The organism is Streptomyces sp. NPDC029122 (assembly GCF_055569445.1).
Window position 1 is genome coordinate 27743 of record NZ_JBVHWK010000025.1, and the last position, 14190, is coordinate 41932.

At 74.0% G+C, this 14190-nt stretch carries 13 protein-coding genes; 4 read left to right on the forward strand and 9 right to left on the reverse strand.

Annotated features, from left to right (window positions below; all coding sequences use genetic code 11):
• Nucleotides 1-30: 30 nt before the first annotated feature.
• The 7 genes from ACZ4WZ_RS25620 to ACZ4WZ_RS25650 all read right to left on the reverse strand — a co-directional run bounded on the left by ACZ4WZ_RS25620 (nucleotide 31) and on the right by ACZ4WZ_RS25650 (nucleotide 8004).
• Nucleotides 31-435, reverse strand: coding sequence for an aggregation-promoting factor C-terminal-like domain-containing protein (locus ACZ4WZ_RS25620; protein WP_467893790.1), 405 nt, complete (start codon nucleotides 433-435; stop codon nucleotides 31-33).
• A 301-nt stretch (nucleotides 436-736) separates the two neighbouring features.
• Nucleotides 737-1618, reverse strand: a complete 882-nt coding sequence (locus ACZ4WZ_RS25625) for an ECF transporter S component (RefSeq protein ID WP_467893792.1) — start codon at nucleotides 1616-1618, stop codon at nucleotides 737-739.
• Complete coding sequence (locus tag ACZ4WZ_RS25630; protein ID WP_467893793.1) at nucleotides 1615-3459, reverse strand: ABC transporter ATP-binding protein; 1845 nt, start codon at nucleotides 3457-3459, stop codon at nucleotides 1615-1617. The genes ACZ4WZ_RS25625 and ACZ4WZ_RS25630 overlap by 4 nt, the downstream gene beginning before the upstream one ends.
• Nucleotides 3456-4664, reverse strand: coding sequence for an energy-coupling factor transporter transmembrane protein EcfT (locus tag ACZ4WZ_RS25635; RefSeq protein ID WP_467893794.1), 1209 nt, complete (start codon nucleotides 4662-4664; stop codon nucleotides 3456-3458). Before ACZ4WZ_RS25635 ends, ACZ4WZ_RS25630 begins: the two co-directional genes overlap by 4 nt.
• A complete protein-coding gene (locus tag ACZ4WZ_RS25640; protein ID WP_467893796.1) occupies nucleotides 4661-5359 on the reverse strand; it encodes an SCO2322 family protein in 699 nt (232 codons plus the stop codon). The genes ACZ4WZ_RS25635 and ACZ4WZ_RS25640 overlap by 4 nt, the downstream gene beginning before the upstream one ends.
• On the reverse strand, nucleotides 5356-6600 hold the full coding sequence (locus ACZ4WZ_RS25645) for a prenyltransferase/squalene oxidase repeat-containing protein (RefSeq protein ID WP_467893797.1): 1245 nt from the start codon (nucleotides 6598-6600) through the stop codon (nucleotides 5356-5358). The genes ACZ4WZ_RS25640 and ACZ4WZ_RS25645 overlap by 4 nt, the downstream gene beginning before the upstream one ends.
• A gap of 312 nt (nucleotides 6601-6912) precedes the next feature.
• Nucleotides 6913-8004, reverse strand: a complete 1092-nt coding sequence (locus ACZ4WZ_RS25650; RefSeq protein WP_467893799.1) for an MBL fold metallo-hydrolase — start codon at nucleotides 8002-8004, stop codon at nucleotides 6913-6915.
• 241 nt (nucleotides 8005-8245) lie between these two features.
• Between ACZ4WZ_RS25650 and ACZ4WZ_RS25655 the strand changes: the two genes are divergently transcribed.
• Together ACZ4WZ_RS25655 and ACZ4WZ_RS25660 are read left to right on the forward strand one after the other, a co-directional pair.
• Complete coding sequence (locus ACZ4WZ_RS25655; protein ID WP_467893800.1) at nucleotides 8246-9697, forward strand: aldehyde dehydrogenase; 1452 nt, start codon at nucleotides 8246-8248, stop codon at nucleotides 9695-9697.
• Nucleotides 9697-9930 (forward strand): ferredoxin, encoded by a 234-nt coding sequence (locus ACZ4WZ_RS25660; protein ID WP_467893803.1) that lies wholly within the window; start codon nucleotides 9697-9699, stop codon nucleotides 9928-9930. Before ACZ4WZ_RS25655 ends, ACZ4WZ_RS25660 begins: the two co-directional genes overlap by 1 nt.
• Nucleotides 9931-10392: 462 nt before the next feature.
• Here ACZ4WZ_RS25660 and ACZ4WZ_RS25665 read toward each other — a convergent pair whose 3' ends face one another.
• Nucleotides 10393-10905, reverse strand: coding sequence for a hypothetical protein (locus tag ACZ4WZ_RS25665; protein ID WP_467893804.1), 513 nt, complete (start codon nucleotides 10903-10905; stop codon nucleotides 10393-10395).
• Nucleotides 10906-10966: 61 nt separating this feature from the next.
• Between ACZ4WZ_RS25665 and ACZ4WZ_RS25670 the strand changes: the two genes are divergently transcribed.
• A complete protein-coding gene (locus ACZ4WZ_RS25670; protein ID WP_467893806.1) occupies nucleotides 10967-11500 on the forward strand; it encodes a GNAT family N-acetyltransferase in 534 nt (177 codons plus the stop codon).
• Nucleotides 11501-11927: 427 nt separating this feature from the next.
• Here the strand turns inward: ACZ4WZ_RS25670 and ACZ4WZ_RS25675 are convergent, their stop codons facing one another.
• Nucleotides 11928-12566, reverse strand: a complete 639-nt coding sequence (locus tag ACZ4WZ_RS25675; protein ID WP_467893808.1) for a TetR family transcriptional regulator — start codon at nucleotides 12564-12566, stop codon at nucleotides 11928-11930.
• Nucleotides 12567-12793: 227 nt separating this feature from the next.
• Between ACZ4WZ_RS25675 and ACZ4WZ_RS25680 the strand changes: the two genes are divergently transcribed.
• On the forward strand, nucleotides 12794-14104 hold the full coding sequence (locus tag ACZ4WZ_RS25680) for a glycosyltransferase family 4 protein (RefSeq protein WP_467893809.1): 1311 nt from the start codon (nucleotides 12794-12796) through the stop codon (nucleotides 14102-14104).
• Nucleotides 14105-14190: the final 86 nt, after the last annotated feature.

The window sequence follows — 14190 nt, forward strand, 5'->3', positions numbered from 1 at the left end:
GGCCTTCGTACGTCTCGCGGTACTGGTGGCTTAGTACCAGTGGTTGGCCTGCCAGAAGTTCCAGGCGCCGACCGGGCTGCCGTAGCGGTCGTTCATGTAGTCCAGGCCCCACTTGATCTGGGTGGCCGGGTTGGTCTTCCAGTCCGAGCCCGCGGAGGACATCTTCGACGCGGGCAGCGCCTGGACCAGGCCGTAAGCGCCGGAGGAGGGGTTCGTCGCGGTGTGGTTCCAGCCGCTCTCATGGCTGATGATCTTGTCGAAGGCCGCGAACTGCACCGGGTCCTTGATCATCTGCTGGGCGATCGCCTTCGCACCCGTCGGAGCGGCCTGCGCCGGAGCGGAGGCGAGCATGGAACCCGCGACGCCCAGAGCGAGGACAGTGCCGGCGAGGGCCTTCTTCGAAGCGGCGATGCGGCGGATGACAGCGTTGGACACGGAGGAACCTTCCGACGGGAACAAGGGCGGTCGCCGCATGCCGAAACATGCGTGAGCCACTCACACGGAGGAGAGGGATCCGACCGGCGGGGGGCGAAGCGCCCCGGCCGCCTCGGCGACAACACCAGTTAGCCAGCCCCCCGCCGCCCTGGCAACGCCCCCCTCTTACTAATGACTTTGGCAGGCGGGGACGGAGGACCCCCTGGCCCGGGGTGGCGTACGCGCAGGTGGAGGGGGTCTTCAGGCGGCCGGGTGCGTCTACTACCTCGGGTCGAATGTGACGTGGGTCCTGTGGGGCGCCTCACCGCCCGGCGGCCCCGATGTCACGCTGAGTGCCCCGTTCGTCCCTTTTTGGGCGGTGGTCTGGGTCACTTCCAGCCGCTGAATCAAAGGAAACGGGCGCGTCGAACGCGGCTTTCCGAGTCGCCCGCCGCAACGCCTTCAGCAGCGTGCCCCCGAGCGCGAGCGTCAGTACGACCGTCAGCGCGGCCCGCCCCAGGTCCCAGCCCACCGAGGTCGCCAGGCAGTACGCGACGAAGCGCGCCAGGTTCTGCGGCACCGGATCGCCAGGGTGGAAGGAGATGCCCTGGCCCATGCCCTGCAGGATCACCCACCCCTGGAGGTTCATGACCGTGCCGTACGCGAAGGAGCCCAGGAACCCGTACGCGGCGAGCATCGCGAGCTCGGCCCGCCCCCGGATCCTCCCCGGCCCGGGCAGCAGCCCGGCGCCCAGCGAGAACCAGCCCAGCGCCAGCATCTGGAACGGCATCCACGGCCCCACCCCGCCCGTGAGCAGGGCGGACGCGAACATCGTGACGGAGCCGAGGACGAAGCCGAAGCCCGGCCCGAGGACCCGGCCGCTGAGCACCATCAGGAAGAACATGGGCTCCAGCCCGGCCGTGCCCGCGCCCAGCGGCCGCAGCGCCGCCCCCACGGCGGCGAGCACCCCGAGCATCGCGACGGCCTTGGAGTCCATGCCGCCGTCGGCGAGGGTCGCGATGACGACGGCCACCAGGAGGGGGAGCAGCGCGGCGAAGAGCCACGGGGCGTCCTGGGAGTGCGCGAGACCGGACTGGCGGTCGGCGAGCAGGGGCCAGCCGAAGGCGGCGATGCCGATGAGGGTGACCAGGAGCAGGGCCGCGGCGGCACGGGGGCCGACGCGGACCGGACGGGCGGGGCTCATCGGGACTCCCCGAGGGCGGCGGCGACCTGGGACACGGTGAGCCAATGGCCCGGGGCCAGGATCTTGGCGACCTGCGGGGCGAAGGCCGGGGAGGACACCACGACCTCGGCCGTCGGGCCGTCGGCGACGACCTCTCCGCCCGCCAGGATCACCACCCGGTGGGCCAGTTCGGCCGCCAGCTCCACGTCGTGCGTCGCGAGGACGATGGCGTGGCCGTCGGCGGCGAGGCCGCGCAGCGTCTCCACCAGACGGGCCTTGGCGGCGTAGTCCAGCCCTCGGGTCGGTTCGTCCAGCAGCAGCAGGGCCGGCCGGCCGGTCAGCACCAGCGCCAGGGCCAGCGTCAGCCGCTGGCCCTCGGACAGGTCCCGGGGGTGGGTGTCGTCCGGTACGCCGGGCAGCAGGGCGGTGACCAGGGCGCGGCAGCTCCCGGGCGCGGCCCCGGCGTCGGCGTCGGCCGCGGCGCACTCGGCGGCGACGGTGTCGGCGTAGAGGAGGTCGCGGGGCTCCTGCGGGACCAGGCCGACGCGCCGGACCATCTCCGGAGGCGGGGTGCGGTGCGGGGTGCGGCCGCCGACGGTGACCTGGCCGGCGGACGGGGCGAGGGTGCCGGTGAGGGCGGCGAGGAGGGTGGACTTGCCGGCGCCGTTGCGGCCCATCAGGGCGACGGTCTCACCGGGGGCCACCCGGAGGGTGACGTCGTGGAGCACCTCGGCGCGGCCGCGGCGGACGCCGAGACCCGTGGCGGTGGCGGCGGCGGTGGTGTCGCCGGGCGGGCCGGCCGGGGCGTCGGCGGACGGCGCGCGGCGCGCGAACCGGGCCAGCCGGCCGAGGAGGCCGGGGGCGGCCGCGTCGCACGGTCCGGCCGTGCTGCTCGCACCGGCGGCACCGGCGGGTGCGGCGGGCCCCCGGCCCGGGGCCGCGGCGACGGCGACCGGGCCGGCCGGGGGCAGGGCCGGGGATGAGGACGGCCCCGGGCCCGGGGACGCGGACTGCCGCGGCAGCTCCCCCGCCGCGGGTGCGGTCACGGACGACAGGCGGGCCCTGAGCGGAGCCGCACGCCGCCGGGCGTCGCGGACGGAGAGGGGCAGCGGGCTCCAGCCCGCCAGGCGGCCCAGGGAGACCACCGGCGGGTGGACCGGAGAGACGGCCATGATCTCCGCCGGGGAGCCCAGGACCGGGGCCGCGCCGGGGGACGGGAGGAGGAGGACGCGGTCGGCGTACTGGACCACCCGCTCCAGGCGGTGCTCCGCCATCAGCACCGTCGTGCCCAGGTCGTGCACCAGCCGCTGGAGCACCGCGAGGACCTCCTCGGCCGCCGCCGGGTCGAGCGCCGACGTGGGCTCGTCCAGCACCAGCACGCGCGGGTGCGTCGTCAGGACGGAGCCGATCGCCACCCGCTGCTGCTGACCGCCCGACAGGGAGGCGATCGGACGGTCGCGCAGCTCGTTCAGGCCGAGCAGGTCGAGCGTCTCCTCCACCCGGCGGCGCATCACCGACGGCCGCAGGCCCAGGGACTCCATGCCGTACGCCAGCTCGTCCTCCACCACGTCCGTCACGAAGTGGGCCGGCGGATCCTGCCCCACGGTGCCCACCACGTCCGCCAGCTCACGCGGCATGTGCGTACGGGTGTCCCGGCCCGCCACCGTCACCCGCCCCCGCAGCGTCCCGCCGGTGAAGTGCGGGACCAGCCCCGACACCGCCCCCAGCAGGGTGGACTTGCCGACCCCCGACGGGCCGACCAGCAGCGTCAGCTCACCCTCCGGGAGGGTGAAGTCCGCGTCCCGGAGGGAGGGGTGCTCGGCGCCGTCGTACGTCACCGACACCTGCTCGAAGCGGATCAACGGGAAGACTCCTCGGAAGGTACGGGGGCCACGAAGGCCGGGAGCAGACCGATCAGGACCGCCGCCGCCGGCCACAGCGGCAGGGCGGGCGCGACCAGCGGGACCACGCCCGGCCGCAGCCCCTCCGGGTCCAGCGAGCCCGCGTGGATCAGCAGCGCCGCGACGGCCGTCCCGGAGCCGGCGACCAGCCAGGCCCGCACCCCCCACCGGTCGGGCCGGTAACGGGTGCGGACGCTGCGCCGCCCGCCGAGCCGCAGCCCCGCGAGGGCCAGCACGAGGCCGATGCCGAGCACGGGCAGCCCGAACGCGGCGCCCTCCGCCGCGAGCAGCCCGTACGTACCGGCGCACATGCCGAGCAGCCCGCCGAGGGTGAGGGCGTTGGTGGTGTACCGCACGGCCGGCGCCACCCGCGCGGTACGCCCGTACCCGCGCGCGTCCATCGACGCGGCGACCGCCACCGAACGCTCCAGCGCCCCCTCCAGCACCGGCAGCCCGATCTGCAGGACCGCCTTCACCCCACCGGTGGGGCGCCCGCGCAGCCGGCGGGCGGTCCGCAGCCGGGCCACGTCGGCGACCATGTTCGGCGCGAAGGTCATGGCGACGACCACCGCCACCCCCGCCTCGTACAGCGCGGCCGGCAGCGACTTCAGCAGCGGGGCCGGGTTGGCGAGCGCGTTCGCGGCACCGACACAGATCAGCAGGGTGGCCAGCTTCGCGCCGTCGTAGAAGGCGAAGGCCAGCTGCTCGGCGGTGACCCGGCCACCGAACCGGATGCCCTGCGCCCAGTCGGGCAGCGCGATCCCGGGCAGGGTGAAGAGGGTGTGCGAGCCCGGAATCGGGGAGCCCAGCAGCACGGAGAAGACCAGCCGGAGCCCGATGACGAAGAGGCCGAGCCTGAGGAAGGCCCCGTAGGACCGCGCCCACGGCGCCTGCGTCCGGCGCGCCGCGACCACGTACCCGGCGACGCCGACGATCAGCCCGAGCAGCAGCGGATTGGTGGTCCGGGAGGCGGCGGTCGCGAGCCCGAGGGCCCACAGCCACCAGGCCCCCGCGTGCAGGGCGTTCCCGCGCCGTGCCTCGGGGGCCCGCCAGCGCCGTTCCCTTCCGTACGCGGGCCCGTGCGCGGGGCCGGCCCGCCCGGCCGCGCCCCGCCGGGCCGGGGGTGCGCCGGCACGTGCCCCGCCGTGGGTGGGGCGCGCCGTCATCGCCTGCGGCGGCGGGACTGCCAGACGGTGGCGGAGCCCAGGGCGAGCAGCGCCGCGATGCCCAGGAACAGGCCCGCCGAGGGGGCGGAGGAGCCGCCGTCCGAGGAGGCCGCCGGTGCCGGGGCGGAGGCCGAAGGCTTCGGCTCCGCGTCGGGGATCGGCTCGCCGCAGCCCGTCCTCGGGTAGCCGGAGATCCCGCAGAGCAGGGCCGCGCCGTTGTAGCGCAGCGGCTTCGCCACCTCCGCCAGGGCCTCGGCCGCCGTGGCCGCGGGCGCCAGCTGGGCGCAGGCGGTGCGCGGGGTGTCCTGCGGCACGTTCTCGCCGTCCGGGGCGTCCCCGGGCACGCCGAAGTCGATGACCAGCGCCACCCGCTTCCTGCCGTCCACCGGGGCGGTACCGCCGCAGACGGCCTGGAAGTCGGCGCCGGCGCGCGGCCGGGCCGCCTCGGCGCCGGCGTCCTTGCTGACGGAGAAGCGGAAGCCGAGCGTGGCGCCGTCCGCGGGACGGGCCGTGGAGGGCCCCTGGGTGGCGTACGTCCAGCTGCCGTCCGCGCCGTCCCAGAACGACCAGTAGCGGTAGCTCGCCGCCAGGGCGGGGGCGGCCGCGAACAGGGTCAGCGCCAGACCCAGTACCCCGAGGAGGCCGAGGGCTCCCGCGACCGCACCGGCCCGGGTACGCGTACGGCCGCGGATCACGGCTGGTTCTTCTTGCGGCGGCCGCTCAGCAGGATGCCGATGCCCATGCCGGCCGCGGCGCCCGCGCCGACGATCCACCAGACGTTCCCGTTGCCGGAGCCGGGCTCCTCCTCGCCCTCCACCGTCTGCGGTTCGGTGCCGGGGACGGCCTCCGGGGCCGGACCGGTGGCGTTCAGCGCCGCCACCAGGTCGACGCCGCCGAAGGCCTTCGGGTCGGTGCCCGTCGCGTGGGCGGTCAGGACCAGGGTGGCCAGCGCCGCCGGGTTGCGGTTGGCCCAGGCGGTGGAGTTCTTCTGGAGCCACTCCAGGGCGCCCGCCGCCGCCTGCCGGTGCCCGGCCGCGGCCAGGGCGATCACCGCGTCGGCGGTGTTGCCGGTGTCGGCGGTCGGCTGGTCGGCACCCGGGGTGACGGCCGTCAGGTGGCCGTCCTTCTTCAGGGCCTCGGCCAGGTAGCCGGCCGCACCCCGGGCCGCGCCCGCCGGGTCGGCGGAGCCGGCCGGACAGGCCAGCGCGGCGGCCGGGGTGTCCGCGGCGGCCGGGTCGACGACCATGCCCTTGCCGAGGCCCGCCAGCGCGGCCGCGGCGGTGGCGTCGGCGTTCGCGGCGAGCTTGCCGTCGGCCGGCTGGTACCCGAAGGCACCCCGGTCGGAGGCCGGCTCGGCGGAACAGCCCAGCTGGAAGGAGAGCAGCCCGTCGTACGCCGACTTGCCCGCCTTCGACTTCACCTCGGCCGGCTTCTCGCCCGCCACGGCCAGCGCGCTGATCACGAGGGAGGTGGAGCTGCCCTCGCTGGGGGAGCCGGGGACGTAGGCCCAGCCGCCGTCCTCGTTCTGTACCGACTTCAGCCAGTCCGTGGCCTTCTTGACCTCCGCGTCCTTGCCGCCGAGGGCCTTCAGGGCCTGCACGGCGACGGCGGTCGCGTTGGTGTCGTACATCGTCTTGTCGTCGCACGGCACGGCCGCGCGGAAAGAGGCGAAACCGCCGCTCGGGCACTGCTGGGAAACCAGGAACGCCACCGCCTGCGCGGCGGGCTTCACACCGGCCGTCCGCTGGGCGAGCAGGGCCAGGGACTGCCGCCACACCCCGTCGTACGTCGGGTCCGCCTTGCCGAACAGGCCGGCCGGCAGGACCGGGGAAGCGGCGGGGGAGGGCGGCGGCGTGTCGGCGAGAGCGGCGGGAGCGGCGCCCACGCAGAGCACGGCGGATGCGGCGAGCGCGGCGGCGCTGCGGCGGACGTTCATGGCGGGGAGGGTGCCTCTCGTACGGGGGGCGGGAGACAGGCACGCGCAGGCACCGGGCTCCGGCTCCGTTTACCTCGACGGTGCCGGCCGCCGGAGGACCCGGCGGCACGAGCCGCGCACCTCCGGTACGGGGCATTCCGGCTGCCGTCCCGCGTGCTGCGGGCCGGGTCACGGTTGCGGGTCAGCGCCGGATTCGCACCGGCTTCCCCCCGTACGGAAGTGTGGACGACGGGCCCACTCTACCGGCCCGTAGCTCCCCGGCCCGGGGGCACCGGCCCCCCGCGGGCGGCCCCCGACCGGCCGTGCGGCGGCCTACAGCGCCCGGTACGCCACCGGGTCCGTGCCCGGGACCGGCTCCGCCCGGCCCTGCTTCACCAGCCGCCGCAGATGCGCCTCCGCTTCCGAGACGGCGATGTTCCGGGAGCCGTGCGGGATCTGCTCCCAGGGCCGGTTCCACTCCATCCGCTCCGCGAGCCCCCAGGGGGTCAGGGGCTCGGCCAGCAGCCGCCACAGCCCGGCCAGCCGGTCCTCGTGGTGCTCCAGCAGCTCCCGTACGCGGGCCGGCGCGTCGGTGAAGGCGTACTGGTGGGCCGGGAGCACCTCGGCGGGCGCCAGGCGGCCGACGCGTTCGAGGGAGTCGAGGTAGTCGCCGAGGGGATCGGTGACACGGGTGTCGCCCGGGGCCTCGTACAGGCCGATGTGCGGGGAGATCCCGGGCAGCAGGTGGTCGCCGGAGAAGAGCCGGCCGCTCCCGGGGAGGCCGGCCGGGTGGGCCTCCTCCAGGTGCAGGCAGACGTGGCCGGGGGTGTGCCCCGGAGTCCAGATCGCGCGCAGCCGGCGCCCGGCGAGGGGCAGCAGCTCGCCGGGGACGATCTCCCGGTCGGGCACGGCGGCGCTCAGCCCGGGGAGGGTGCGGACGCGCCCCTCCGCCCGGGCCGTGCGGAGGGGCGCGATGTGCTCCTCGGGGGCCCCGGCGGCGGCCAGCTTCTCGCTCATGTACTCGAACCAGACGGCGGGCTCGGCGGAGCGGGTCCGTACGACGACCTCGGCATCGGCGGCGTGCATGGCGATCCACGCCCCGGAGGCCTCCCGCACCCGGCCGGACAGGCCGTGGTGGTCGGGGTGGTGGTGGGTGATGACGACGCCGTGGACGTCGGCGACGGCGGTACCGAGCGCGGCGAGCCCGGCGGTGAGGGTGTCCCAGGAGGCGGGGTCGTCCCAGCCGGTGTCGATCAGGACGGGCCCGCGGTCGGTGTCGAGGACGTGGACGAGGGTGTGGCCGAGCGGGTTGTCGGGGATGGGCACCTTGATGGCCCGGACACCGCCGCCGTGGTCGGTGAGGTGGGGGGTGGGGAGGGGGTGGGGAGGGGTTCGGGGGGTGGGTCGGGGAGTGGTTTCCGTCATGAGGGCTCTCCCTGGGGGGCTTTGGGCGAGGGGCGAGGGGCGAGGGCTGAGGTGGCGAGAACGTGTTTCAGTAGTAGCCCAAGTCGACCATCTGTGGGGCTTCCTGGCCAGCGGTGAGATCGGGCCGCGCGGTTGACGTCCTCGCCGCCGACCCCGTCCCGACCGTGGACTCCTTGAAGTAGAACTGGTATCAGTTCTGCGACATCGGTGAGATCGTGCGCAGCTCCTGGAGGCATCGGACATGACCGAGCTCGTGGAACACGGCCAACTGTTCATCGGCGGGGAATGGACGGATCCGCTGGGCACCGGCACCATCCGGGTCGTCTCCCCCCACACCGAGCAGGTCATCGGCAGCGTCCCGCACGCCTCCGAGGCCGATGTGGACCGGGCGGTGACCGCCGCCCGCAAGGCCTTCGACGAGGGTCCCTGGCCCCGCCTGTCGCTGGAGGAGCGGACCGCCGTCGTCTCCCGCATCAAGGACGCCATCGCCGTCCGGCACGAGGAGATCGCCCGCTCCATCAGCTCCCAGAACGGCTCCCCGTACTCCTGGAGCGTCCTCGCCCAGGCGCTCGGCGCCATGATGGTGTACGACTCCGCCATCAAGGTCGCCGCCGCATACCCCTACGAGGAGCGCCGTCAGGGCGCGCTCGGCCCGATCCTCGTACGCCGCGAACCGGTCGGCGTCGTCGCCGCCGTCATCCCGTGGAACGTCCCGCAGTTCGTGGCCGCGGCGAAGCTCGCGCCGGCGCTGCTCACCGGCTCCTCGGTCATCCTCAAGCCGTCCCCCGAAGCCCCCCTGGACTCCTTCATCCTGGCCGACATCGCACGGGAGGCCGGGCTGCCGGAGGGAGTGCTGTCGGTGCTGCCCGCCGACCGGGAAGTCAGCGAGTACCTGGTGGGGCACCCCGGCGTCGACAAGGTCGCCTTCACCGGCTCCGTCGCCGCCGGCAAGCGGGTCATGGAGGTCGCCGCCCGCAACCTGACCCGGGTCACCCTCGAACTCGGCGGCAAGTCCGCCGCCGTGATCCTGCCGGACGCCGACCTGGAGAGCACCATCGCCGGGATCGTCCCGGCGGCCTGGATGAACAACGGCCAGGCCTGCGTCGCCCAGACCCGCATCCTCGCCCCGCGCAGCCGCTACGCGGAGGTCGCCGAAGCCCTCGCGGCAGCGGCCGGCGCCCTGGTCGTCGGTGACCCCCTCGACCCGGCGACGCAGCTCGGGCCGCTCGTCGCCGAGCGCCAGCAGCGGCGCTCGCTGGACTACATCCGGATCGGCCAGGAGGAGGGCGCGAAGGTCCTGGCGGGCGGCGGCCGCCCGGCGGGCCTGGAGCGCGGCTGGTACGTGGAACCGACCCTCTTCGGCGACGTCGACAACTCGATGCGGATCGCCCGCGAGGAGATCTTCGGCCCCGTCGTGTGCCTGATCCCGTACGGGGACGAGGCGGAGGCCGTACGGATCGCCAACGACTCGGAGTTCGGCCTGAGCGGCAGTGTCTGGACGGCCGACGTGGAACACGGCATCGACCTCGCGCGGCGTGTGCGTACCGGCACCTTCAACGTGAACACCTTCAGCCTGGACATGCTGGGACCGTTCGGCGGCTACAAGAGCAGCGGCGTCGGGCGGGAGTTCGGCCCGGAGGGCCTGAGCGAGTACCTGGAGCACAAGATGATCCACCTCCCGGCGGGTGCCTGATGGGGGACCGCTGGCAGGTCGAGGTCGACCGGGGGGTCTGCATCGGCTCGGGCATGTGCGTGAGCCACGCCCCCGACGCCTTCACCCTCGACGCGGCCCGCCAGTCCCACCCCCGCTCCCCGGAAACGGACGCCAACGAACCGACGCTGACGGCCGCCGAGGGCTGCCCGGTGGAGGCCATCCTCATCACCCTGTCCCCGTCGGGGGAGGCGGTGTTCCCGCCGGAGGAGTGAGGGGTGGGGGGCCGGGGGCGGGGTGCCTGTGGGGCCGTCTCAGGGCTGGTTTGGGGGTTCCCGTCAGTCCCATCGTCCTTCCGGTTCGTGCCGGCCCGTCAAGGGCGCTCCTTCGTCGCGTCGCTACGCGATGGCCTTCGGCCACCCTTGACCGACCGTCCCGCCCGGAAAGACAAAGGACTGCCGGGAACCCCCCAAAAGAACGGTCACGGGGCAGGAATGGAGGGACCCCCGTGTCAGGGATGAGGCGGGCGGCCGGGCGTCGGCCCGCCGGGCCCCCGGAGGCGCTCGGCGGTCCACCCCGCGCACCAGATCGCTACGTGCTCCTCCCGGCTTGGCGTCCGACGGCCGTCCGGGGCCGATACCCGCACCAAATGACGATCAGGGCGGCATGGGGGACGTCAGATCGCTACGCGCCTCTCACGTCTCGGCGTCCGACGGCCGTCTGGGGCTGGTCGTGGCTCACAGGTGCGTGGAATGCAGGGCTTCGAGGGCTTCCCTTGCGGAGAAGGACTCGAGGAGGCGGAGGGTTGGGCCCTGTTCGGAGGCCAGGACGGCGTAGTGCGCCGGGATGAGGGAGAGGTCGCCCCAGGGCTCCTCGACGTGCGCGCGGGCGAGCAGGCGGCCGGACGTGTGTCGGATCCAGGGGATGACGAGGAGATCGGCCAGGTCCGGGTACGCCAGGGGTGTGGTGGTGGGGTGTTCGACGATTTCCACCGGGCTGGGGAGACCGTCACCCTGGCAGGCGAGGAGACGGGAAGCGATGTCCCGCCGCACACCCCAGCTCTCCGCGATGACGGAGATCTCCACCCGGGTGGTCTCACTGATGGCCACCCGGTGTTCGAGGAGACCGCACACCAGCAGGTCCAGCCCGGCCTCCTGCTCGCCGATCTCCCAGCAGACCTGGACCTCGCGCCCCTCGGCATCCGGCAAGAGGCGGACGAAACGGTTCCATACGTCGGCTTCAGCGATCATCCGGAGAGGCTAACGGTCAATCCGATTGCGGTGATCACCTGCGTGGCGAAACGATGCGCCCATGGAGCAGCCGAAAGACACCATTGACTGTGAAGGCTTCGTCCTGCGGCGCTGGCGGGAGGAGAGCGACTTCGATGCCCTCCTCCGCCTGAGCGAGGAATCCCTCGAGCACCTGAGTCCCTGGATGCCGTGGGCACGCTCGCACACGCCGCAGCACACCCGGGACTTCCTCGCCGGCTGCGGTCCGAACTGGCGCAGCGGTGAGGCGTACAACTACGCGATCACCGTGAACGGCCGGCCCGTCGGCAGCCTCTCCCTGTACCTCGCCGACGAACCGCAGGGCCGCGCCGTCGGCTACTGGCTGCACCCGGCCGCCACCGGCAGGGGCATGGCCACCCGCGCAGCGGCGGCCGCAGTCCGCGAGGCGTTCGCCCTGCCGGGCGTGGAGTACGTCGAGATCGCCCACGATCCGGCCAACTCCGCCAGCGCCGCCGTCCCCAAGCGCCTGGGATTCACGCTGTCCTCGCAGGACGCAACGGGCGTCATCTGGCGACTGCACACACCACCAGCAGCCGATTGGCCGGTGGCGATCTGACGCGTCCACCCGGTCCCCATGCTGTCCTGGTCAACATGTGGTGCGGGTATCGGCCACGGACGGCCGCCGGACGCCAAGCCGGGAGGAGCGCGTAGCGATCTGGTGCGCGGGGTGGACCGCCGAGCGTCTCCGGGGGCCCGGATGCCCGGCGGGCCGACGCCCGGCCGCCCGCCTCATCCCTGACACGGGGGTCCCTCCATTCCTGCCCCGTGACCGTTCTTTTGGGGGGTTCCCGGCAGTCCTTGTCTTTCCGGGGCGGGTCGGTCGGTCAAGGGTGGCCGAAGGCCATCGCGTAGCGACGCGAACGAAGTGAGCGCCCTTGAGGGACCGGCACGCACCGGAAGGACGATGGGACTGCCGGGAACCCCCCAAACCGGCTGTGAGACGGCCCCACAGGGCCCCGCCCCCCGCACCCCCTACACCACAATCAGGCCTTTCCCGCGGCTCCGCCCGCTCCGCCCGCCGCCCCACCCGTCAGATCGATCAGCCGGCACACCGTCTCGATGTCGATCTTCACCTGGGCGATCGACGCGCGGCCCGAGAGCCAGGTGATCAGGGCCGAGTGCCAGGTGTGCTCGATGACCCGGACCGCCGAGAGCTGTTCCGCCGTCGGCGGGGCGTCGAGGCCCATGGCGTCCAGGATGATCGCGGTCGTCAGCCGCGAGACCGTGTCCACCTCGGGGGAGACGCTCCGGTCCGCGAAGGTCAGGGCGCGCACCATCGCGTCCGCGAGGTGCGGTTCCCGCTGGAGCGCGCGGAAGGCGCGCATCAGGGTTTCCGCGACGCGGGCCGCCGGCTCCTCGCCCGCCGGGGGGCGCTTGCGCAGGGTCGTGTGCATGTGCTGGAGCTGGTCCTGCATGGTGGCCACCAACAGGTGCACCTTGGACGGGAAGTAGCGGTACAGGGTGCCCAGCGCGACGTTCGACGACTCGGCGACCTCCCGCATCTGCACGGCGTCGAAGCCGCCCCGGCTGGCCAGCTGCGCGCTCGCGTGCAGGATGCGGCGCCGACGCGCCTCCTGGCGTTCCGTCAGGGGAGGCGTCACGGCCTTCGCTTCCGCTGTCATGTGTCCCGTTCCTGGCGTTCCGTGTCGTTGCGGCGGCTGATTCCGGGATGGTCCGGGGGTCAGCATGTCAGGCGTCCGAGCCGTGGCGCGAATCACCTGCTCCGCCTCTTACGGTGCGGTTTCCGGCCGGTAGATTCAATGGTCTTCAGAGGATCAAGTCTGAAACTTGTTCTACATTATCCGAGCGGTTACGCTCCGGCGAAAGTGCAGGGAGAAGGGGGCCGAGAGTGACCGCAGAGGCCATGGTGACGAGCCCTTTCGTGGGTTCCGCCACTGACGGCGACCGCCCGTTGCGCATCGCACTCCTCACCTATAAGGGGAACCCGTTCTGCGGCGGCCAGGGCGTCTACGTCCGGCACCTCTCCCGGGAGCTCGTCAAGCTCGGGCACTCCGTCGAGGTCATCGGCGCCCAGCCCTACCCGGTGCTCGACACCGGTGCCGCGCTCACCGAGCTGCCGAGCCTGGACCTGTACCGCAGCCCCGATCCGTTCCGTACGCCCAAGCGCGACGAGTACCGGGACTGGATCGACGCCCTCGAGGTCGGCACGATGTGGACCGGCGGCTTCCCCGAGCCGCTGACCTTCTCGCTGCGCGCCCGGCGCCACCTGCGCGCCCGCGCGGGCGAGTTCGACGTCATCCACGACAACCAGACCCTCGGCTACGGCCTGCTGGGCGATCTCGGCGCGCCCCTGGTGACCACCATCCACCACCCCATCACCGTCGACCGCAAGCTCGACCTCGCCGCCGCGAAGGACCGCAAGAAGCGCGCGTCCGTGCGTCGCTGGTACGCGTTCACGCGCATGCAGGGCCGCGTGGCCCGACGGCTGCCGTCGGTGCTGACCGTCTCCGGTTCCTCCCAGCAGGAGATCGCCGAGCACCTCGGTGTGCGCGGCGACCGCATCCACGTCGTGCACATCGGCGCCGACACCGACCTCTGGTCGCCGGACCCCTCCGTCCCGGAGGTTCCCGGGCGGATCGTGACCACCTCCAGCGCCGACGTCCCGCTCAAGGGGCTCGTCCACCTCGTCGAGGCCCTCGCCAAGCTCCGTACCGAGCAGCCCGGCGCCCACCTCGTCGTCGTCGGCAAGCGCGCCGAGAGCGGGCCCGTCGCCCGCGCGATCGAGACGTACGGGCTCCAGGACGCGGTGCGGTTCGTCAAGGGCATCACCGACGCCGAGCTCGTGGACCTGGTGCGCAGCGCCCAGGTCGCCTGCGTGCCCTCCCTGTACGAGGGCTTCTCGCTCCCGGCGGCCGAGGCGATGGCCACCGGCACCCCGCTGGTCGCCACCACCGGCGGGGCCATCCCCGAGGTGTCCGGCCCCGACGGGGAGACGTGCCTGGCCGTGCCGCCCGGCGACGCGGGGGCGCTGGCCGTCGCGCTGGGCCGGCTGCTGGGCGACGCCGGGCTGCGCGCCCGGCTGGGGGCCGCCGGGCGCGAGCGGGTCCTGACCCGGTTCACCTGGGCCAAGGCCGCCGAGGGCACCGTCGCGCACTACAGATCCGCCGTCGCGCGGGCCGCCGCCGCCCGGACCCGGTGAGCTCCGGAGCCCGCACCGGGCGCGCCGCCCGGCGCACCACCGAGACCCGAAGCACCCGAAGCACCCGAAGCACCTGAATGAGCCCG

Excerpts from the sequence above, each read along its gene's own strand:
- ACZ4WZ_RS25665 (WP_467893804.1), bottom strand. The coding sequence starts at position 10,905 with ATGATCGCTGAAGCCGACGTATGGAACCGTTTCGTCCGCCTCTTGCCG.
- ACZ4WZ_RS25650 (WP_467893799.1), bottom strand. The coding sequence starts at position 8,004 with ATGACGGAAACCACTCCCCGACCCACCCCCCGAACCCCTCCCCACCCC.
- ACZ4WZ_RS25660 (WP_467893803.1), top strand. The coding sequence starts at position 9,697 with ATGGGGGACCGCTGGCAGGTCGAGGTCGACCGGGGGGTCTGCATCGGC.
- ACZ4WZ_RS25645 (WP_467893797.1), bottom strand. The coding sequence starts at position 6,600 with ATGAACGTCCGCCGCAGCGCCGCCGCGCTCGCCGCATCCGCCGTGCTC.
- ACZ4WZ_RS25675 (WP_467893808.1), bottom strand. The coding sequence starts at position 12,566 with ATGACAGCGGAAGCGAAGGCCGTGACGCCTCCCCTGACGGAACGCCAG.
- ACZ4WZ_RS25670 (WP_467893806.1), top strand. The coding sequence starts at position 10,967 with ATGGAGCAGCCGAAAGACACCATTGACTGTGAAGGCTTCGTCCTGCGG.
- ACZ4WZ_RS25625 (WP_467893792.1), bottom strand. The coding sequence starts at position 1,618 with ATGAGCCCCGCCCGTCCGGTCCGCGTCGGCCCCCGTGCCGCCGCGGCC.
- ACZ4WZ_RS25635 (WP_467893794.1), bottom strand. The coding sequence starts at position 4,664 with ATGACGGCGCGCCCCACCCACGGCGGGGCACGTGCCGGCGCACCCCCG.
- ACZ4WZ_RS25655 (WP_467893800.1), top strand. The coding sequence starts at position 8,246 with ATGACCGAGCTCGTGGAACACGGCCAACTGTTCATCGGCGGGGAATGG.